The 19,949-nt window shown below is 66.6% G+C and carries 15 protein-coding genes and 1 pseudogene; 9 read left to right on the forward strand and 7 right to left on the reverse strand.

All coding sequences use genetic code 11. The features are described 5' to 3' along the window. Positions 1-4: 4 nt before the first annotated feature. The gene (locus tag BM002_RS16815) at positions 5-1,198 is read left to right on the forward strand and encodes a glycosyltransferase family 4 protein (protein ID WP_092784046.1); all 1,194 of its coding nucleotides are present in this window, start codon (positions 5-7) and stop codon (positions 1,196-1,198) included. Positions 1,199-1,202: 4 nt separating this feature from the next. Here the strand turns inward: BM002_RS16815 and xrtD are convergent, their stop codons facing one another. From xrtD to BM002_RS16830, 3 genes are read right to left on the reverse strand one after another with little or no spacing between them, the layout of a single operon-like run. Continuing rightward, positions 1,203-2,759: a VPLPA-CTERM-specific exosortase XrtD gene (gene xrtD / locus BM002_RS16820; RefSeq protein WP_092784049.1), complete on the reverse strand. Its 1,557-nt coding sequence runs from the start codon at positions 2,757-2,759 to the stop codon at positions 1,203-1,205. 2 nt (positions 2,760-2,761) lie between these two features. Then, positions 2,762-5,239 (reverse strand): tetratricopeptide repeat protein, encoded by a 2,478-nt coding sequence (locus BM002_RS16825; protein ID WP_092784052.1) that lies wholly within the window; start codon positions 5,237-5,239, stop codon positions 2,762-2,764. 51 nt (positions 5,240-5,290) lie between these two features. Beyond that, positions 5,291-5,986 carry a sugar transferase gene (locus tag BM002_RS16830; RefSeq protein ID WP_245749305.1) on the reverse strand — a complete coding sequence of 232 codons (696 nt, stop codon included), beginning with the start codon at positions 5,984-5,986 and terminating at the stop codon, positions 5,291-5,293. A 311-nt stretch (positions 5,987-6,297) separates the two neighbouring features. On the opposite strand from BM002_RS16830, the gene BM002_RS16835 reads away from it, so the two are divergent. The 4 genes and pseudogenes from BM002_RS16835 to BM002_RS19760 form a co-directional block, all read left to right on the forward strand. Then, positions 6,298-7,191 (forward strand): ExeA family protein, encoded by an 894-nt coding sequence (locus BM002_RS16835; RefSeq protein WP_092784056.1) that lies wholly within the window; start codon positions 6,298-6,300, stop codon positions 7,189-7,191. After that, complete coding sequence (locus tag BM002_RS16840) at positions 7,181-8,704, forward strand: GumC family protein (RefSeq protein WP_092784059.1); 1,524 nt, start codon at positions 7,181-7,183, stop codon at positions 8,702-8,704. The genes BM002_RS16835 and BM002_RS16840 overlap by 11 nt, the downstream gene beginning before the upstream one ends. Positions 8,705-8,724: 20 nt before the next feature. After that, on the forward strand, positions 8,725-9,642 hold the full coding sequence (locus tag BM002_RS16845; protein WP_092784063.1) for a CpsD/CapB family tyrosine-protein kinase: 918 nt from the start codon (positions 8,725-8,727) through the stop codon (positions 9,640-9,642). A 355-nt stretch (positions 9,643-9,997) separates the two neighbouring features. Beyond that, a pseudogene (locus tag BM002_RS19760) lies at positions 9,998-10,168 on the forward strand (DapH/DapD/GlmU-related protein); the annotation flags it as partial. Here BM002_RS19760 and BM002_RS16855 read toward each other — a convergent pair. Genes BM002_RS16855 through BM002_RS16865 form a run of 3 tightly spaced genes read right to left on the reverse strand, consistent with a single transcriptional unit; the run spans position 10,165 to position 13,416 of the window. Beyond that, complete coding sequence (locus BM002_RS16855) at positions 10,165-10,998, reverse strand: glycosyltransferase family 2 protein (RefSeq protein WP_092784069.1); 834 nt, start codon at positions 10,996-10,998, stop codon at positions 10,165-10,167. The pseudogene BM002_RS19760 and the gene BM002_RS16855 overlap by 4 nt on opposite strands. Positions 10,999-11,008: 10 nt before the next feature. Beyond that, positions 11,009-12,175 (reverse strand): polysaccharide pyruvyl transferase family protein, encoded by a 1,167-nt coding sequence (locus tag BM002_RS16860; protein WP_092784072.1) that lies wholly within the window; start codon positions 12,173-12,175, stop codon positions 11,009-11,011. Next, entirely contained in the window at positions 12,172-13,416 is a 1,245-nt protein-coding gene (locus BM002_RS16865) for a Coenzyme F420 hydrogenase/dehydrogenase, beta subunit C-terminal domain (protein WP_245749306.1), read from the reverse strand. The genes BM002_RS16860 and BM002_RS16865 overlap by 4 nt, the downstream gene beginning before the upstream one ends. Before the next feature lie 121 nt (positions 13,417-13,537). On the opposite strand from BM002_RS16865, the gene BM002_RS16870 reads away from it, so the two are divergent. The 4 genes from BM002_RS16870 to BM002_RS16885 all read left to right on the forward strand — a co-directional run bounded on the left by BM002_RS16870 (position 13,538) and on the right by BM002_RS16885 (position 19,219). Beyond that, positions 13,538-14,872, forward strand: coding sequence for an oligosaccharide flippase family protein (locus BM002_RS16870; RefSeq protein ID WP_092784075.1), 1,335 nt, complete (start codon positions 13,538-13,540; stop codon positions 14,870-14,872). 134 nt (positions 14,873-15,006) lie between these two features. Then, complete coding sequence (locus tag BM002_RS16875; protein ID WP_092784078.1) at positions 15,007-16,896, forward strand: right-handed parallel beta-helix repeat-containing protein; 1,890 nt, start codon at positions 15,007-15,009, stop codon at positions 16,894-16,896. Then, positions 16,893-18,287 carry an O-antigen ligase family protein gene (locus BM002_RS16880; RefSeq protein WP_092784081.1) on the forward strand — a complete coding sequence of 465 codons (1,395 nt, stop codon included), beginning with the start codon at positions 16,893-16,895 and terminating at the stop codon, positions 18,285-18,287. Before BM002_RS16875 ends, BM002_RS16880 begins: the two co-directional genes overlap by 4 nt. Further along, a complete protein-coding gene (locus BM002_RS16885; protein ID WP_092784084.1) occupies positions 18,284-19,219 on the forward strand; it encodes a glycosyltransferase family 2 protein in 936 nt (311 codons plus the stop codon). The genes BM002_RS16880 and BM002_RS16885 overlap by 4 nt, the downstream gene beginning before the upstream one ends. 2 nt (positions 19,220-19,221) lie before the next feature. Here BM002_RS16885 and BM002_RS16890 read toward each other — a convergent pair whose 3' ends face one another. Then, on the reverse strand, positions 19,222-19,920 hold the full coding sequence (locus tag BM002_RS16890; RefSeq protein ID WP_092784087.1) for a fumarylacetoacetate hydrolase family protein: 699 nt from the start codon (positions 19,918-19,920) through the stop codon (positions 19,222-19,224). Positions 19,921-19,949: the final 29 nt, after the last annotated feature.

Consider the following 19,949-nt stretch of genomic DNA (forward strand, 5'->3'; position numbering starts at 1 on the left):
TCCGATGAGCAGTTCCCCCCGCCGCGTGTTGATCGTGGTCGAAAACCTTCCCGTGCCGCTGGACCGCCGCGTCTGGCTGGAGGCGACGTCGCTGACCGCGGCAGGCTATGAGGTTTCCGTGATCTGTCCCATGGGGCGGGGCTGGGATGCGCCCTTCGAAGTGATCGACGGCGTCCACATCTATCGCCATCCCGCCCCGCCCGAGGCGCATTCGGGAGCCGTCGCCTATGCCCGCGAATACCTGCACGCGATCCGCCACTGGTTTCGGCTGGCCCGTGTGGTCCGGCAGGAGCGGGGGTTCGACGTCATCCACGGGTGCAACCCGCCCGACCTGATCTGGCTTCTGGCCCTGCGGTATCGGCGGGCCGGGGTGCGCTATCTGTTCGACCACCACGACGTCTGCCCTGAGCTTTTCGAGGCGAAGTTCGGCAAGCGCGGCCTGCTCTACCGCGTGATGCTTCTGTGGGAGCGGATCACCTTCGCCTGCGCCCATGTCTCGATCGCCACGAACGAAAGTTTCGCCCGCATTGCCGAACGGCGCGGCAAGATGGCGCCCGAGGATGTGTTCATCGTCCGCTCGGCCCCCCGGATCGAGAAATTCCTGCCCGGTGACGGCGACCCCGCGTATCGCAAGGCCGGCACGGTCTTGGGCTGGATCGGCATCATCGGGCAGCAGGAGGGGCTGGAGTTGCTGATCGAGGCGATGACCCACCTGCGCGACATGGGCAAGCCGGATGTTCACGTGGTTGTCGTCGGCTTCGGCCCCCACCAGCCGGTGATCGAAGCCGAGGTCGCCCGCGCGGGCCTGACCGACAAGTTCACGTTCACCGGGGCGCTCTACGGCGACGAGATGCTGGCCGCGCTCAATGCAATCGACATCGGGCTGGCGCCGGACCCCAAGAACGCGATGAACGATATCTCGACCATGAACAAGGTCATGGAATACATGACGCTGGAAAAGCCGCTGGTGCAGTTCGACCTGACCGAGGGGCGGGCCTCGGCGGGGGATGCCGGGCTTTACGCCGAGGCGAATGATCCGCGAGATTTCGCGGAACAGATCGCCTGGCTGATGGACCATCCCGACGCCGGTCGGGCCATGGGCAAACGGGGCCGCAAGCGCGTTCTGGAGGAGTTGAGCTGGGATCATTCCGTCCCCAACCTTCTCGCCGCCTATGAGCGTGTGTTCACCAAGGCCTAGGCGGTCACCCCGGGATCAACGGTACCAGCGGCGGCAGGGCATCGACCGCCAGGGCGCGCAGGCGGGCCTCGGCGTCCGCCTCGCTCTCGTCGGCGCCGATGGGTGTCATGAAACGCACCATCATCCCGTCGCTCCGCCCGGTCAGAAGACCGTCGCGGACCGCGCTGAACTTGGCCTGCCAATCGCTGGTCAGGCGCGTGCCGCGCTGTTCGAACCAGTAGTAGACCATCTGGCGGCTGAGCCCGTTCTGGATGATCGCGCGGTTGACGGGGAAGCTGTCCCCGTCAATCTGCAACGTCGTCTTGTCGAGCGAGGCGATCTCCCACCCCGCTGCCGGAAGACAGATTTCCGGGGAATGAAGCCCGGTGCCATCGGCCTGCCGTGCGTACCAGGCGACGAACAGGCCCACGGCGCCGGATTGACCCGGCGCGGCATAGTCGGCGGCCAGGTAATCCGTCGCCCCCAGAATGCGCACCACATCGGGGTCGAGATAGCCGCGCTGACCCGACCAATTGCCAAGGGTCAGGGGATAGGCGGCAAGGGTCGAGCGGGGGACCGGGCCCGCCTCGGACAGGGCCGCCTGAAGTCCGATCGCGGCGAAGGTCAGCCCTGCCAGCGCCATCATCGCGCCGCCGCCGCCGATCCGGCTGATCCGCGCGGCTTCGGGGGCCAGCCCCGCCACGTCGAGGTCGAGCATCCCGTCGGGGTTCACGCGCCGCCGCGACAGAGCCCAGGCCGTGGCCAGCAGGAGGGCGATGCAGATGCCGAAGATCACCCACCCCTCGAAGACATGCAGGAAACCCTCGGCCTGCGCGATGCCGTAGCGGTCGACCAGGATGCCGATGATCCCGATGCGCACGGCGTTCAGAAGGATCGCCAGCGGCGCGGCCATCGCGAACAGGATCACCTTGTGGGACAGAGGTCCGCGATAGAGGATCGCCGTCAGATAGGAAAAGCTCAGGATCGGGAAAAGATAGCGCAGGCCGGAACAGGCCTCGGCCACCTGTAGCTGCCAGACGCCCAGATCGATGATCTGCCCCTCGAGCAGGACGGGAATACCGGCCGCCTTGACCAGAGCGACCCCGATTTCGGCCGAAACGCCCTGTAACGCTGTCGACACTTTCCAATAGAGAACTTGCGGCAGGGGCAGCATGAAGACGAGGTGGAAGACCGACGCCCAATGCCTGCGGCCACGCGACCAGCCCATGACGATCAGGACGACCGCCATGACCCAGAGGATCATCGCATAGGTCACGATGTCGGGGATCGCCGTGCGGTTGCCCGCCAGCGCCAACAGCAAGGCGAAGAGGCCGAGGATCAGACCCGGACTGCGGGATGGCGACGCATCGACGACCGGGGGCTGGTCCCGCATCTCGCGCAGGAACAGGAAGAGAGAGATGAGCGGGATCAGCGGCCCATGGCTGTATTCCGGCGTGGCCCAGGCCGCCCCCAAGGCAGCCGCGCCCGACCAGAAGAGCGGGATGGCGGCCAATGTCGCCAGGGCAAGGGCGATTCTCCCGAAGGGCAGGCTGCGCGCCGGGGACGTCGGGGCAAAGGCCATGCTCAGCCGCCCAGGGCGGCGCGGCGGGCGCGGGCATCCTGTGCCAGGGGGTGATCCTCGGCCGTCAGGGTCAGGACGGCGTCATAGGCCTCGCGCGCTTCGTCGATCGCGCCGGTCGCTTCCAGAACGCGGGCCAGCCGCAACTGCACCTGCGGGTCGCGGGGCAGGCCCCGGGCCGCCCGCTGCATCAGGGGCAGGGCGCCGTTCACGTCGCCGCGAAGATAGGCGATCCAGCCGATGGTGTCGGACATTGCCGGATTGCTGGTGCCGCGCAGATGCGCAGTGATGCGGGCCGCCCGCTCCAGAACCTCGGGGGTGGGGGTTCCGGCGGACAGCAGAGCGGCGAGGTTGTTGGCCGCAAGCGGATCGCGCGTGTCTTCGGCGTGCAGGGTTTCGAGCAGGGCAATCGCGCCGGCGGTGTCGCCCACCACGTCCAGTCGGTTCGACTCAATCAGCCGCAGCGCGCGGGAGGCGGGGTGCCGCGCCAGGGCTTCGGCCAGCAAGGTGTCGGCCTCATCCAGCTTGCCCTGGGACCGCAGCACGGCAAAGAGCTTGGTGTAGGCTTCGTCCGTGTCATCGGTTTCGAGCATGTCGCGATAGATCGCCTCTGCCCCGCTCACATCGTTCTCGGTCAGACGCAGATCGGCGTCGAGGATGCGAAGGGCGCGGTCGCCCGGATGCCGACCGAGGGCGGCGTCCAACTGTTGCCGCGCCAGATCGGCGTCGCCGCGACGCACGAGCCCGGCAATGAGCCGCCCGAACGCCTGCTGTCGGCCAAGGTCACCTTGCAGCATCGTCGAGAGCGCGCCATCCGCCTCGGCGCCGCGACCCTGACCCAGAAGGAGGGCCGCCTCGAGCGGGGCGATGGCTGCGCGGGCGGCATCGCTGTCGATGCGGCGCATGTGGCTGATGACCCTGTTGGCATCCGCCCAGTCACCCTTGTCGAGGTAGATATCCGCCAGCATCGCCTGAATGCCGAGGTCGCCGGGGGCCGCCTCAAAGGCGACTTCGAGAACGCGCTGCGCCACGGTATTGCGGCCCTCGGTCATCAGGGCGGTGGCATAGCGTTCGGTTTCGCGCGCGGCATGTCCCGAGGTCTGTGCCGCGGCGGCCAATTGCTCCATGGCCAGGCCGCGCTGCCCCTCCTGCGCGTGGGCGGCGGCCAGAAGGGTCATCAATTCGCTGTCGCGGGGGCGCTGCGCCAGGGCGGTGCGAAGGTCGACGATGGCGGTTTTCGGCGCCTCTTCGTCGATGGCCCAAAGCGCGCGCAACTTGAGCGCATCGGCATCGCCGGGGTCGACCGACAGGACCGCGTTCAATTCGGCTCGTGCCCGCGCGCGGTCGCCAAGACGATCGTGCATCCGGGCCAGCATGACGCGGATACGCCGCGCCTCGGGCTGTTCGCCTGCCTTGGCCAGCAACGCGGTCAGCCCGTCGACGGCGGTGTCGCGGTCGCCCTGATCGAAGCGGATGCTGTAGTCCATCGCGGAATAGACCAGCCCTGCGGGGCCATCCCCTGCATCCTTCACAAGGCGGTCCAGCTCGGCCAGGGCGCGATCCGGGCCACGAGTCCGGTTCAGGAACTGGACCAGGACCATGCGCATCTGCACCTGACCCCGCGGGGCGCCATCGGCCAGCGCCCGCAGAACGTCTTCGGCCTCGTCCAGCTTGCCGCGCGACATGTGCCGCGCCACCAGAAGGCCGGCAATCTGCGGGTCGTCCGGGTAGAGCCGGGCCAACTCGAACAGGCGCGCTTCGGCGGCGTCGGTCTGGTTGGCATCCGACAAGAGGCGAATGCGCAGGATCTGAAGCTCGGGCCAGTGGGGGTCGGCGTCGAGCGCGGCATCCAGCAGGGGGACCGCAGACATCGGGTCATCGCTGCGGGTCCTGTGATCGATGGCGACGCGCAGAAGGACGGGATGGGCGGGCGCATCGACCAGGAGCTCCGTCGCCTCGTCCGCCAGGCGCGCCTGCAGGGTCGCGGCACGTTCGCGGGTGGCGTCGTGATAGCGGCTGGCAATGCTGAGCGCCCGGCTGTCGAGGGCATCGCCATCGATCAGGGAGGCGGCATCGGCCTGACGTTCCAGCGCGGGCCAATCGGCGCGGACCAGGGCGATCTCGCCCAGTTTGGAGCGGAATTCCAGATCGTTCGGGAAGCGTTCGGCCAGCAGGGTGAATTCCTGCCGGGCTTCGCCCAGGGCCCCCTGATCGAGCAGGATATGCCCGATCGCGGCGCGGGTCGCGGCGTGGTCGGGGTCGATCTTGAGCGCGTTCCGGTATTGGATCAGGGCGCGGGGATAGTCGCCCTGTGCCGCATAGCTTTCACCGCTGGACACGTATTTGACCATCCGGTCGCCCTCGGACTTGCAGCCTGAAAGAATGAGCGCCACGGCCAAGGCCGCGGCGGTGCCCCGGAGGGTGCCCGAAATCGTCATGTGTCTGAACCTGTTTCTGCTCTGGTTCTTATTGCCGTCCAGCATGCCCGACAGGGGACGTGCGGGCAAACCGCTCGGCTGCCCGCGTCCAAGAACTCAGCGACCTGTGGCGCGAAGGACAACAGCGAAGGTGGCGCAGATGATCGCGATATCAGTGGCCAGCGACAGCGCGCGGTCATAGCCCAGATCGAACTCGGCACGGGCCGCAAAGCTCGACTGGTTGCGGTCCGAGACCTGCCAGCTGCCGGTGAGACCGGGGCGCAGGCGGAAGTACGACTGGCCGGGATAGAGACTGCGCTGCTCGGGCATCATGGGGCGCGGGCCGACCAGGCTCATGTCGCCCGTCAGAACGTTCCACAGCTGCGGCAACTCATCGAGTGAGGTGCGGCGGATGAATTTGCCAAGAGGTGTGATGCGCGGATCGTTGTGCAGCTTCTGGTCGCGGTTCCACTCGGCACGCGCGGCGGGGTCGGCGGCCAGATGCGCCTCGAGTGCGGCATCGGCGTTCATCACCATCGACCGCAGCTTCCACAGGCGGAAGCGGCGCCCCCCCAGGCCCAGGCGTTGCTGGCTATAGAAGGCCGATCCGCCGTCGAGGGCGACCAAAAGCGACAGAAGCGCGACCAGCGGCAGGACAATCGGGGCGGCCAGCAGGACCAGCGTGATATCAAGGGCTCGCTTGGCATGGGTGCGATAGGAGATGCCGCCACCCGAGCGGGGCGCAGAGGTGCCCGGCAGGTTCACGGCAGTCGCGCCGATCATGGCGGCCTTGGGATCGAACTGGATGGACATTCGTCTGTCTCGCTTCGTTGGTCTTGGCAGGGAGATCCTGCGTCGACCCCGAAACTGGCGGGACAGCGTGGTGGCTTTATGGCTTGTTAACCCTGAATCGTGGCGGTTCCGGTGTCTTTTCGCGACCCGTTTGGACACCGCCGCGATTGCGCCGCAGGTCCGCCCGGAACGTCCAATCCATGTCGTTGAATCCCCGCTCCGATGCCTTAGTCCCGTCGCATTTGAATTGAATAAACGGGATGTTCCTGTGTGTGCCGGTGAGTTTCCGGAAACAATAAAAGCAAAAATGCCGAGACTGTTCGGAAGTTGAGATGAGCCAGATACAAACCCTCTACAAGAACCACTTCGGCATGACCGGCCGCCCGTTCAGCGGGCTGGCGGATGCGACCGTGTTTCACTGGGGTCCTGCCCATGTTCGGGCGCAGGCCGCTCTGGAGTACGGGTTGATTTCCGGCGCGCCCTTCTCGGTGCTGACGGGTGTGGCGGGGTCGGGCAAGACCTCCCTTCTTCTGAACCTGCTGGAAACCGCGCCCGACGACATGCGGGTCGCGATGGTCTTGGGCCTGCGGCGCGGCGGCGGTTCGGTTCTTCCCTGGATCCTTCAGGCCCTGGGCGAAGAGGTGCCGGACGGTGCCTCCGAGACGACGCTGCATTCGCGCATCCAGAACCTGATGATCTCCGAATATGCCGCCGGTCGCCGGATCGTGCTGATCTTCGACGAGGCGCACAACATGTCGGCCGACGCGCTGGACGAGTTGCGGGTGCTGTCCAACATCAATACCGCCCGGGACCAGTTGATCCAGATCGTCCTGGCGGGTCTGCCGGCGCTGCGCGACGCCTTGCAGGACCCCGATATGGCCGGTCTGGCCCAACGGGTCGCCGCCTGGGGTCACATCGACACGCTCGACCGTGACACGCTGACGGGATACGTGTCCACGCGCCTGGCCTATGCCGGTGCGCCCGAGGATCTGTTCACCGCCGATGCGCTCGACCTCGTGTTCGAGGCGACGGCGGGCCTGCCCCGCCCGATCAACCAGCTCTGCGAACTGGCGCTGGTCTATGCCATGACGAGCGACGGTCCCTTCATCGATGCCGAGGTGATCCGCCAGGTATTGGACGATGGTCTGTTCATGCGTCCGGTGACGGCCTTGCCGTCGTTTGCGCATCTGCCCCAGGCGGATGGGGGTGACTGCGATGATGTCTGAACTCCGCTTCTACGCGCAGCTGTTCCGGCGGCGCCTGGGCTGGTTCCTGCTGGCGGTATTCCTGTGCACCGGCACCGGGGTCGGTGTCGCTGTATCGCTCAAGCCGGTCTACCTCGCAAACGCGCGACTGGTCGTCGAATCCGAGAAAATCCCCGATGAACTGGCCGCCTCCACGGTGCAGACGCAGGCGCTGGAGCATCTGCAGATCATCGAGCAGCGGGTTCTGTCGCGCGAGGCTCTGCTCGACATGGCCAATCGCCTTGAAATCTATGGCCCCGTGTCGCCCGCCCCCGATCAGATCGTGACCGACCTGCGCAAGCGCATCACCTATACCATCGAGGGCGGTCAGAACCGTCCGCGCGATCCCCTGAATGCGACGATGCTGGTCCTGGGCTTCGAGGCCGGGACTGCCGTCATGTCGGCAGCCGTCACCAACGAGTTGGTGACGCGCGTCATGGCCGAAGATGTCGACATGCGGACAAGTGTCGCCCGTCAGACGCTGGAATTCTTCGACCAGGAAGTGTCGCGGTTGCAGCAGGAACTGGCGCAGAGCGGGGCCACGCTGGTCTCCTTCCAGCAGGAGCACCAGGACGTCCTGCCCGACACGCGCGACATTCGCATGACCCGGATCATCGCGATCGAAACGGAACTGGCGCGGATCGAGCGGGACACCGCCAACATGCGCCGCGAGCGGGACCGTCTTGTGCGCCTGCACGAGTCGGTGCGCCGCCGCGAGGGCGCGCCCGAAGCCAGCTACGAAGCCCGCCAGATCGCGGCGCTTCGCCAGACACTCGATGAATTGCCCGCCGGAGACCCGGGTGCGGACGAGATCGCGCGCCGGATCACCGCGCTGAGCCGCAGGCTGGACGCGCGGGGCGAAGTCCCGGACGAGCGTCGGGCATTCCATCGCCACCGCGACGAGCTGGACGCACGTCTGGCCGAGGAGGACGCCCTGCGCATCCGCCTTCTGGACGAGCTGGAGGAGTTGCGGACAGGGCTTGCCCTGGCCCCGATCAAGGCCGCTGAACTGGCCACTCTGGAGCGGGATCACGCAAACCTTCGCGCCCAATACGACCAGGCCATCGAGTCGCGGGCCGTGGCCGAAACCGGCGATGCCATCGAAACCCTGTCCAAGGGTCAGCGGATCGGCGTCATCGAACAGGCCGTCATCCCGCGTGTGCCCGACCGACCCAATCGCAAGATCGTCGCCATCGCGGGTGCGGGCATCGGCGTGTTCCTGGGCCTTCTGATTGTCGTGCTGCTGGAACTGCGCCTTGGCTTCCTGCGCAGGCCCGTCGATCTGGAACGCCGTCTTGGGATCACCCCGATTGCGACCTTGCCGATCCTTGAGGATGTGGCGGTCGCGCCGCGGACGGGTCGCAGCCTGCAACGCAAGCTGACGGTCGCAACGGCCTGTCTGGTGATCGCGGGTCTGATCGCCGGTGTGGTGACCGGGCATCTTCCGGTGCCGACCGAAGTGGCCGACCAATTGCAACGCTTCACCAAGCTCTGACGCACCGGAAAGGACCGACCATGGATCGCCTTCACGCCGCCATCGCCCAGGCCCGCAAAGCCCGCGAAGCCGTTCTGGCAGGCGCCGGACCCGCAATGGAAGCGGAGGCGCATGCGCCCGCCTATTCCGACCCGTCGATGTTCCAGGCCCCCAAACCGCGCCGTCCCGTCGCCCCGGTCGAGGATGCGACCGTCACCACCAGCGACCCGGACGCCGCCTGGGCCGCACTGCCCTATCACGCGCCCCCGGTCGACGCGCTGCTTCAGCGGAAGATCGTGACCCGGGACGGTGGCCCCAAGAGCGCGCCGTTCGATGTGCTTCGGACCCGCGCGCTGCAACAGATGTCGGCGCAGGGATGGCGCAGGCTTGCCATCACCTCGCCCGGTCCCGGCTGCGGCAAGAGTACGGTGACGATGAACCTGGCGTTCTCGCTGGCGCGTCAGCCCGATATCCGGACCGTGGTCATCGACCTCGACCTGCGCCGCCCGATGATTGCCTCGCTTCTGGGTCTGGACACCGGGCACGAGATCACGTCGGCCATTCGCGGCACCACGTCGGTCGCCGATCAGATGGTCCGCGTGGCCGACAACCTGGCCTTCGCCACCACGGCCAATCCGGTCCACGACCCCGCCGAATTGTTGCAGGGTCGGCGGATGACCGAAATGCTGCTGCGGCTCGAAGACGATTTCGCGCCGGACGTCATCCTGTTCGATTTGCCGCCGATCATGGTCAGCGACGATGCCATCGCCTTTCTGCCGAACGCGGATTGCGCCCTGATGATCGCCGCCGCCGAGCAGAGCACCCTGGGCGACGTGGATGCCTGCGAAAAGGAACTGGCGGCACAGACGAATGTTCTGGGCGTCGTTCTGAACAAATGCGGCCACGGGAATGACGGCGGTCGCTATGGTTACGGATACGGCTACGGCTCCGATGGCTGAGACGATGCCCGGTCGCGCCCTGCGCGCCCTGGTCCGGGTTCTGGACCTGGGCGTCCTGCTTCATCCGCTCCGGATGCTGAACTATTATGGCTATGCCCATGTCCGGCCCCGACGTCTGATTGAGATGGGTCGCGGTGTCCGGATCGCGCCCAATGTGTCGTTCCGGCATGGCGCGCGGATCGCGCTGGCCGACGGGGTTCAACTGGGCGAACGGGTGTCGCTCTGGGCCGGAAAGACCACGGCGCGGGTGACGATCGGCGCGCGCACCACGCTTGGGCCCGACGTCTTCGTGACGGCAGCGGACTATGGTCTGGCCGCGGGTCAGCGGATCGTGGATCAGGTGATGACCGAACGGGATGTCGTGATCGGCGCGGATTGCTGGATCGGGACGAAGGCCGTCATCACGGCGGGCGTGACGCTTGGGGATGGCTGTGTCGTAGGGGCCGGGTCGGTCGTGACGCGCGACGTGGCGCCCGGCGCGATTGTCGGTGGCATTCCCGCGCGTGTCCTGCGGATGCGGGACTAGCGCAGCATCCAGACCAACCTGGCACAGCGCAACCGGATCAGGGTGCCAAACCCCCGCCATCGCTCGCCCCAGGTCAGGTTTCGCGCCAGCAGGATCTTCGGCGCATGGGCGATGGCCGAAAGCGGCATTGCCAACGCCCGAAGCCACCACGCCACGGGTGACCCGCCCGAGGCGCGGTGCAATGCGGCGGCCTCCTCGGTCAGGCGACGCCACTTGCGGGCCAGCGCAGGCCAATCGCCGCGCGATGGATGCGAGACCCGCATCGCCTTGGAATAGCGGATGGAAAAGCCTGCCGCGCAGGCCCGCAGGCACCAGTCCTTGTCCTCGGACAGGCCCGCGCGGAAAGGCCCGGTCGCGTCGAATATGGCGCGGGTGGTGGCAAGGTTGGCCGTAACCGAAAACCCCTGATCCTTGATATAGCTGCGATTGTCGAAGGCGAAGACCGCCTCGAAGGCCTGCGCCCCCGACCGGGGCGGCGCGGTTTCGTCAAAGACGGCGACGGCGCCGCCGATCAGCATGTCGTCGGTCATCAGGTCGAGTGCGGTCTGCACCCAGTTCGGCGCGGCAATGCAATCCGCATCCAGAAACAGAAGGATGGGCGCGCCGGTTGCGGCCACGCCCGCGTTGCGCGCGGGGCCGGCGCCGGGTGTCGGCTCTCGGACAAGGCGGGTGCCTGTGTGCCGGTCGATCAGCGGGGCGATGTCCGTGGCCGATCCGTTATCCACCACGATCACCTCGACCCCGCCAGGCACGACCAGCGACATCAGGCACCGGTCCAACCGGTCCGGATCGTCGCGATGTGGGATGATGATGGCCGCGCGCGGGGTCACCGATCCGTCCTCAGGCCCGGGCCAGGATATCGCGCAGGCCGTTTTCGTAGTGCTTCAGCCTTTCGCGCCCATTCGCATAGGCCGTCGCCACCTCGCCCGCGACGGCCGCGCGGTCACGCCAGGCGGTTTGCACTCGGCTCAGGATCGTCTCGGCATCCTCGGCCGTGCAATCGACGGTCCGGCCATATCCCAGACTGCCGAAAAGGCCCGCGAACTTGCGGCTGTAGGCCATGGGCACGACCGGCACGTCCGTGGAAAAGGCCGCGATGCAGGCATGCATCCGCGCGCCGAGGAAGAAATCCATGGCCGCAATATAGCCCTTGGCCTCGGGCGGGGACGCAAAGGCGGGCGCAAGCACCGTTCCCGGGTGGCCCGCGACCAGTGCGGCACAGGCGGCATAGTCATCCTCGCCCACCATCGGCCCCTCGGGGACGATGACATGGGGGATCAGGTGGACCTCTGCGCCCTCGGCCTGAAAGAAGGCGATCAGGTCCCGGATCAGGCGCGGATAGTCCAGGCCCAGGCCGAAATCATTGCCGCCGCTATAGCCCCCGGCCATCAACAGACCGGAGACGTTCAGCCCGACCCTGGGGCCATCGCCGCGAAACGTCGGCCTGGGGCCGGGCGGCATCCGCAAGGCCACGTCGGAGGCAAGGATCGGCGGCCTGCTGACGCCAAGCTCGGCCATGTGATCGCGCGATGGCTCGTCGCGCACGGCAACAAGGGCGCAGCGGTTCAGGTGTATCCTGGCGGCGATGCGGGATGACGCCTTGGTGAAGGGCCCGACGGTCTGCGGTGCGAAGACGAAGGGCTTGCCCGCCAGATGCGCCAGTGCCTTGAGCGCGAACATCATGCGCAGGCGTTTGGTGCCATAGATATCGGCAAAGCTGTCGCCGCCGCCGATGTCGATGACCACGTCCGTCTTGCGCAGTTCGGCCCAGTAGCCCGAGGGGCTTTTGACCCATTTGCCCGACAGGGGGACGATCCGGATGTCATCGCCTTCGATGTAGGGCGCGCGCGCGTCCTTGAAGTCGACCAGCGTGATCTCCACCTGCCGCCCGAGGTCCGCCGCGATGTCGCGCAGAATGGCCACTTGCGCCACGCTCAACGCGCCGACACCCAGATTGTGGGACCGCGTGGAATGCATCAGCAAAAGCAGACGCAGGGGGCGCGTCATGGCCGCAGTGCTCGGCGCAGCGTTCCCAGGAAATTGCGCAGGTTCGTCCTGACGTCGTTCTGCCGCGAGGCCGCGCGCAGATGCAGACCACGGTAGACCGGCACCGGTTTGCGCAGGATCCGCAGGGCGGCTAGGCGTGCGCGCAGGGCCCGGCGGCGATTGCGCTGCCCCGGCTGAATGGCGGCAAGCGTGCCCATGTCGAAGGATTTCAGGGTCAGGCGACCCGCGGCTTCTGCGCCTTGGGCGATCTGCTCTCCAAGGCTGGTGCGGGCCAGAACCAGGCTCTCGCCCGGGCGTTCGTCGAAGGTCGGATAGCCACGGGCGTCGACGTCCCAGGCATCGGCACAGACCAGATCGGCGGCCATGCCGGTCCCGTCGGCACAGATCTTGCAGCGGTGCTGAACATGCTTCGACAGGATGCCGCCCCAACTGGCGTGATAGGTCATATCGGCGCTGGACCCGTCCTTCAGCGTCGCCGTGGCGCGTCCTGGCCAGCCTTTGCCGCGATAGCGAAAACTCTCCAATTGATCGGGCGTCACGCCCAGGGCCGACAGAACCTCCTTCGCCCCGGTTTCCGACGGGATACCGCCACAGAAGAACGACACGATGACGGGGATGGTGCGCGCAATCGCCGGATCGCGGGCGCGCATGGCCGCAAGCGCCGCCGCATCGCAGGGCTTGCCGACGAAGGCGACGCGGCGGCCATCGGCCAGAATGTCGGGCAGCATGTCCAAGGGGGCGGACGGCGCATAGCGCGACCCGGCCGTCACGGCGAAGGCGGCGGGATCATCGGTCAGCACCGTGCGATTGCCCACAGGGTTCTCCGGGTCCGGCGCGTTCTGGACGACGGCCTCCACCACTCCGGCCCTCAGCAAATGGGTGAGAAGGGCGGTCAGGGCGCCGCCTGACGCCCCCTTGAAACGTTGCTCCTCGTCCGTGGACCAACCCGTCCAGACACTGCGCCACGGCCCCCAGAGCGGATCGTCCTGACGACCCTGGGCCGTTACCGTCTGGCCGAGGCCGGGGCATGTCGCGGCGATTGCTTCGTCCGCGCCGACGGGAAGCGGGGCGACCTGAACCGGCCGCAGAAAGCCCGGGTCGGTCATCCGCATGGTCAGAGCCGTCGGATAAAGCCCCGCACAACCGCCGCAGCCCGTGCACAGATCGCCCTCTGCCACCCGGGCGAGGGACGCGGACGTGCCGACGGCATCGTCCAGAACGGGGGGGCGCGTTGTTTCCAAGTGTCTGCTCTGCCTGCCGCTTGGGGCCTTCTTTTGGGCTTGCGGCTTGACCCAAACATGGCAAGGCCCGCAGAAGCGCGCAAGCCTTTTCGCCCCTGACCTCTCGGAAGCCCCCGACCCGATGTTTCGATCCGCCCTTCTGATCCTGTCCGGAAACATGGTCTCCTCGGCCCTGTTGTTCGCGCGGAACCTGGCGTTGGCGGCGCTGATTCCGGTGGGTGACTACGGCATCGCGGCAACCTTCGCGCTGGTCATGACGGGGGTGGAGATGGCCTCGGCCCTTGGTCTGCAACAGCAGATCGTGCAGGCCCGCGATGGCGACGATCCCCATCTGCAGAACGCTCTTGCGGGGTTTCAGCTGTTCCGGGGTCTGCTCTCGGCGGTCGCGCTGTTCTTTCTGGCGGGGCCGATCGCGGACTTCCTGAATGTGCCGCAGGTGGCCTGGGCCTATCAGGTTCTGGCCGTTGTGCCGCTGCTGCGCGCGCTTCAGCATTTCGATATTCACCGTCTGAACCGAACCCATCGGTTCTGGCCCCTCGTCCTGACCAATACGGTGCCTCCGCTTCTGTCGTTGATCGCGCTCTGGCCGCTGGCGGTGTGGCTGGGGGACTGGCGGGTGATGCTGATCGCGCTGGTCTTCAACGACGCGCTGACCACGGCGATGTCGCATCTGGTGGCGGAGCGGCGGTTCGGCGTGGCGGTCGACCGCGCGCTTTGGGGTCGGTCCCTGCGGTTCGGCTGGCCGATCCTGGTGAACGCGCTGATCCTATTTCTGGTATTTCAGGGGGATAAACTCGTTGTCGGACGTCTTCTGGGGATGGAGGCGCTGGGGGTTTTCGCCCTGGCCGTGACCTTGACGTTGACGCCCGCGCTGGTCCTGACGAAATCCTTGCAGACCATCTTTCTGCCCCGTCTTTCGGCGAAAGGCGAGACGGGGCACGTGGCCCGGCGTCTCGTCGCGCTGGCCCTTGCGGCGGGACTGGCCGTGACCTGCCTGGGTGTTCTGGGCGGGGTGCTGCTGGCGCCGCTTCTGATGGGCACGGGCTATGCTGCGCTGGCTGCCTTTGTCGGCCCGCTGGCCCTTGTGCAGGGTTTCCGGATCGCGAAATCGGCGGGAACGATCGTGGCCTTGTCGCGGGGTCGCACGGGTAACGCCGCCTGGTCGAATGTGCCCCGGATTGCCAGCCTGGCGGTCGGGATCGCACTGGTGGCGGGCGGCGGCTCGATCCCTGCGCTGATCTGGACCGCAGTCCTGGGCGAAGCGGCGGGCATGGTTCTGTCCCTGATCCTGGTGGTGCGCGACGGGGGGCTGGTCTTGCCGAAACGGCGGTTGGCGATCTGGGGCGTGGGCATGGCGGCGGCTGCGGTCGCGCTCTTTGCCCTTCCGGCTCTGATTCCCGCGGCGGTCATCGCCGGTTGGCTGAGCCGCGCCGCGCTGACCGGCGCACAGAGGTGACACTTCGGCCTCAATCTGACCCGAACAGCGGCTGACCTTTGCAAAAAGGGCACTTGCGCCGCTAAAGTTGCCGCAATTGGCCCCGATAGAGGGTCAGAGCAGCAGACCGGCAAAGGCCGGGCACGGAGCAGGCAATGATCTTGCAACTCATCCCCCGCGCCATTCTGGCGCTGGTATTCCTGACGTTGCCGGTTTCGGCGCGCACCGTCGAAGTGATGCCCGACACACTTGTCGACGCCTTGGCGCAGGCCCAGCCGGGCGATGTTCTGGATCTTTTGCCCGGGGATTATCCCGCACTCCATATCACGCGCGGCGGTACGGACACGGCTCCGATCACCCTGCGGGCCGCCGACCGTGGCGACCGCCCGGTGTTCAACGAGGCGCTGATCGACGGTGCGGCAAATCTGAAGCTGGACGGTCTGGTCTTTGATCTGGTGTCCGGGCCGTTGGCCGACCGCGCCAGCTTTCGCATCGAGGGTGCCGCAGAGATCGGTCTGACCGACATGCTCTTCGATGGGGCCGAGCGGCCAGTTCAGGGCGGTGGCAACGAATACTGGGGCCTGGGCCTGGTGGTGGAAGACACTCGTGGGCTTCGGCTGACCAACAGCGAATTTCGGAACATGGAGCGCGGTCTGATCGTCGCGCGGGTCAGCGATGCCCTGATCCAGGGCAACCTCTTCCATTCGATGCGGTCCGACGGGATGAACTTCGCCCAGGTCGAAGATATCCGCATCATCGAGAACCACCTGCGCGACTTTGCCCGCTCCGAGGCGAGCGACGACCATCCCGACATGATCCAGTTCTGGACGCGCGGCACCGACGAGCCGAGCCGCCAGATCGTCATCCGCGACAACATCCTGAATGCGGGCGGCGGCTACTGGACGCAGTCGATCTTCATGCGCAACGAGATGGTGGACACCGGGCAGGCGGGGGCGCGCATGTTCTACCGCGACGTGGTGATCGAGGGGAACGTCGTCATCAACGCGCATCTGCACGGTATCTCGGTGGGCGCTGTCAACGGGTTGACGATCCGCCGCAATACCGTCGTGCGCACGGCCTTTGCCGAAGGGGCGGAGCACAATCCGGGCCTCTGGACGCCGCAGATCCGGGTGAGCGAGCTTGCCAAGGATGTGTTGATCCTGGGCAATGTGGCGCACAAGGTTCCGGATGCGACCTGGCACGAGGATTGGGTCGTCGTGGGCAACACGCTGGTTCAGGACATCCTGCCGGGGCAGGAAGATCATTTCGACCGCGTCTTCAACAGCGCCCATCCGACACGGGCCGCGCGGGTCGAGGATTTCGTGGCGCGTCCGGGCGGGGTGCTCGACGGCAGCGAAGTCGGGGCCCCCTATCTGGTCGCGCTGGCGAAAACGCTCGATCTGGAGGCTCCGGAGGATGCGGTTTCCATCCCGCATGAACTGGCGGGCACCATCAGGTTCGTCCCCGAGGATGGGGTCATTCTGGCCGATGGCGGCGCCGGAAATCCGCCGCTCGAACATCTGGTCGGCGGGCCGGTGATCCATGTCGGCAATACGGTCAATCCGCTGGTCCTGTCGCGTGCGATGACGGCCCCGCTCTATGACGCCTCCGGGTTTCAGCTGCGCCTGCGGGTCGCATCCGACGACAATTACCGCGGTGCGGGCGAGATCATTCGCCTGCATCAGGCTCTGAAGGTCTGGGCTGACGGGCGGGGGGTCATCAACGTCGAGGTGCATACCGACGGCGGACGGACGATCCGGATGCAAGGGCCTGCAACGCGCCTTTTCCGGGGCGATCCGGTGGAATTCAGCGTGACCTATGCCGGTCCCGACGGACTGCTGCGCCTGCTCGATGCCGATGGCGTGGTCCTGAAAGAGGTGACGATGACCGGGCAGTTGCCCGCGCGCAATGCCTGGGGTCTCAGCTTCGGCAATCCGTTCGGGACACATGACAGTTTTGCCGGCCGGGTCGAGGCGTTCGAATTGACGGCGAACGGCAACGACTTCTCGGAAATCGCCCCGACGCAGTTCCGGTATCGCCCGTGACATTCGCCTCGGCTCAGGCGACCCCGCTGTCGGCGGGGACCGAGCGCGCGCGACTGCATTGGCTGGTCGTGCTCTATCTGTTGACGGTGCTAGTCCCGATGGCGGTCAACGTCGGATCGATCCACCTGACGACGCTGCGCATCCTGCTTCTGCTCACCACGCTGCCGATGACGGTGCGCATGTTGGCCGGCCACTATGGTCGGGTGCTGCCGACCGATTGGCTATTCCTCGGGCATGTCATCTGGCTGGCGCTGGCGCTGGCCGTCAACAACCCCGACCGCGTCATCCAGCAGGCCCCGTCTGTCGGAATGGAATTTCTGGGCGGCTATGTGCTGGCCCGCGCCTGCATCCGCACGCGGGCCGACTTCATCGCCCTGTGTCGGTTCCTGATCCTGAGCGTCCTGTTGCTCCTGCCGTTCACCCTGGCCGAGGTCCGGTCGGGGACACCCTACCTGCTTGAGACAATCGGCAAGTTGCCGGGGATACAGACCCTTGCCAACGTCTATGCCGACAAACGCCTTGGCCTCGAAAGGGCGCAGCTGGTCTTTGCCCACCCCATCCATCTGGGCCTTTATTGTTCGGTCGTCTTCTCCATGGCCTTTGTCGCCCTCAAGGGGGTGATGGGACAGAAGCGTCGGCTGCTGATCGGTGGTCTGGTTGCATTCGCCGGCTTTCTGGCCCTGTCTTCGGGGGCGTTCCTGGCGATCGCGCTGCAATTCGGCCTGATCGCCTGGGCGGTCATCTTCGCCCGGATCGAATGGCGGTGGTGGTTGCTGTTCGGAATGTTCGTGGCGGCCTATCTGGCCATCGACATCCTGTCGACGCGCTCGCCGATCCGGGTGTTCATGAGCTATGCGACCTTCTCGTCCCACACGGCCTATTGGCGCTCGATCATCTTCGAATGGGGCATGATGAACATCTTCGGCAGCGCCGAGAACGATATCCCCTCCAGCATCTGGTTCGGCCTCGGCCTGAACGACTGGGTCCGGCCGAGCTATATGTATTCCGGTTCCATGGACAACTTCTGGCTGGTGATGGGGGTTCGCTACGGCGTGCCCGGCTTCTTCTTCATGGCGGCCGGCTGGATCATGCACCTGCGCGGGCTGATGACGTTGAAGCTGGGGCCGGACAGTCCGATCCTTCACATCCGCCGCGCCTGCGTCTTCACGTTCCTCGGTCTCAGTTTCACCCTCGCGACGGTTCATATCTGGGGAAACGTCTTCTCCTTCGTGATGTTTGTGATCGGAGCGACGGCCTGGCTGTTGCAACCGGGGGCGGCGGACGACGGTGACGTGTCACCCGCGCCGCAACCATCGGGCCGCAAGGCGCCGACCTATACGCGCTTTGCACCGGGGGCGCCCCGCCCCGCCTTGGGCCGCCGCGCCACATGAGCCCGCTGCCCCGACTTGGTGTCGTGATCGTGACCCATGGGGCTGCCGAAGTGATCGGCGAGTGCCTCGAAACCCTGCTCGCGTCGCGGGACGTGGGCCTGTCCATCGTGGTGGCCGACAACGCGTCGCCGGACGACACGGAGGCCGTCGTGGGCGCGATTTCGGTACCGTCGCCGCATCGCCTCCTCTGGTCGCCGACGGGCCGGAACGGTGGATTTGCCTTTGGCGTGAACCACGGGCTGTCGGTGCTTGTGGGCGACACGGGTCTGGACCGGTTCTGGGTGCTGAACCCCGATACGCTGGTGCCGCAGGGGACGGCGGCGGCCTTTGCGACCCATGCAGATGGCACGGTGTTCGGGATGATCGGGGGGCGCGTCGTCTATGCCGATCCGCCGGGGAACGTGCAGATCGACGGGGGCACCATCGATTGGCGGACGGGCCAGACGCGCAACCTAAACCAGGGCGCGCCCGCCGATGCGCCTCCGCCCGACCCGGAGGCGGTCGATTTCGTGACCGGGGCCAGCATGGTGGTCAGTCGCGATTTCCTGCGTCAGGCCGGACCCATGCCCGAGGACTATTTCCTGTATTACGAGGAAGTGGATTGGGCGCTGAGCGCCGGGCCCCTGCCGCTGCTGTATTGCCCAAGCGCCGTTGTCCGGCACCGCGCAGGCACCTCCATCGGTTCACCCAAGCCGGGGCAAGCGGCCTCGGCGTTCTCGGAATGGTTCAAGCACCGGGCCCGGATGAAATTCGTCCGGCGACATCGACGGGTCAGCTATTACGGTGCGGTCGCGTTCACCCTGGCCAAGGCGGCGCAGATGGCGATGCGCCGCGATATGCGCGCGGCCGAGGCCATCCTGCGGGGCGGTTTCGGCCTTGGTCCCCCGGCGTCGGTGCGGCGGCGGCTGATGGATGGCGGTGTCGACCTCTGACGCTATTCCGCTTCGGTGAGGGTCAGGGTGACCGGGGTCAGCCCATCGACCGTCCCCTCGATCACGTCCCCGGCGACGACCGGCCCAACGCCCGACGGCGTGCCGGTCATGATGATATCGCCGGGCACCAGATGATAGAACCGCGACAGGTCCGCGACGATGGCGGCACAATCGTGGATCATGTCCGATAGATGCCCCTCCTGCCGCAGGTTGCCATTCACGGTGAGCGCGATGCGCTGCGATCCCACCGGGCCGAAAGTTTCGGCGCGTGTCATCGGCGCCAGGATTGCGGAGCCTTCGACGTCCTTGCCCAGATCCCAGGGCCGACGCTTGTCCTTGGCCAGCCCCTGAAGGTCGCGCCGCGTCATGTCGAGGCCGACGCCATAGGCCAGGATCGCGCCATTGGCCGTTTCGCGGCCGGCGCGAAAAACAGGGCTGCCGATGGCCAGAACGAACTCGACCTCGTGGTGGTAGTCGCTGGTTTCCGGCGGATAGGGCAGGGTCGCGCCCGACCTGGTGACCGAGGCCGGGGACTTGGTAAAGTAGAACGGCGCTTCGCGGTCGACTTCGTTCCCCATCTCGGCGGCGTGGGCGGCATAGTTCCGTCCGACGCAAAAGACGCGGTTCACTGGGAAATAGCTGTCCTCGTCCGCGATCTGGAGGATCGGAGCATCGGGAACCTGGAACAGAAGCATGGCCATGGCGTCCTCGGGTGGTATCGGTGGGTCAC

It is taken from the genome of Jannaschia pohangensis, from assembly GCF_900113875.1.
In the GTDB taxonomy this organism is placed as follows: Bacteria; Pseudomonadota; Alphaproteobacteria; order Rhodobacterales; family Rhodobacteraceae; genus Jannaschia; species Jannaschia pohangensis.

Excerpts from the sequence above, each read along its gene's own strand:
- BM002_RS16860 (WP_092784072.1), bottom strand. The coding sequence starts at position 12,175 with ATGACGCGCCCCCTGCGTCTGCTTTTGCTGATGCATTCCACGCGGTCC.
- BM002_RS16890 (WP_092784087.1), bottom strand. The coding sequence starts at position 19,920 with ATGGCCATGCTTCTGTTCCAGGTTCCCGATGCTCCGATCCTCCAGATC.
- BM002_RS16815 (WP_092784046.1), top strand. The coding sequence starts at position 5 with ATGAGCAGTTCCCCCCGCCGCGTGTTGATCGTGGTCGAAAACCTTCCC.
- BM002_RS16870 (WP_092784075.1), top strand. The coding sequence starts at position 13,538 with ATGTTTCGATCCGCCCTTCTGATCCTGTCCGGAAACATGGTCTCCTCG.
- BM002_RS16840 (WP_092784059.1), top strand. The coding sequence starts at position 7,181 with ATGATGTCTGAACTCCGCTTCTACGCGCAGCTGTTCCGGCGGCGCCTG.
- BM002_RS16830 (WP_245749305.1), bottom strand. The coding sequence starts at position 5,986 with ATGTCCATCCAGTTCGATCCCAAGGCCGCCATGATCGGCGCGACTGCC.
- BM002_RS16835 (WP_092784056.1), top strand. The coding sequence starts at position 6,298 with ATGAGCCAGATACAAACCCTCTACAAGAACCACTTCGGCATGACCGGC.
- xrtD (WP_092784049.1), bottom strand. The coding sequence starts at position 2,759 with ATGGCCTTTGCCCCGACGTCCCCGGCGCGCAGCCTGCCCTTCGGGAGA.
- BM002_RS16845 (WP_092784063.1), top strand. The coding sequence starts at position 8,725 with ATGGATCGCCTTCACGCCGCCATCGCCCAGGCCCGCAAAGCCCGCGAA.
- BM002_RS16875 (WP_092784078.1), top strand. The coding sequence starts at position 15,007 with ATGATCTTGCAACTCATCCCCCGCGCCATTCTGGCGCTGGTATTCCTG.
- BM002_RS16825 (WP_092784052.1), bottom strand. The coding sequence starts at position 5,239 with ATGCTGGACGGCAATAAGAACCAGAGCAGAAACAGGTTCAGACACATG.
- BM002_RS16885 (WP_092784084.1), top strand. The coding sequence starts at position 18,284 with ATGAGCCCGCTGCCCCGACTTGGTGTCGTGATCGTGACCCATGGGGCT.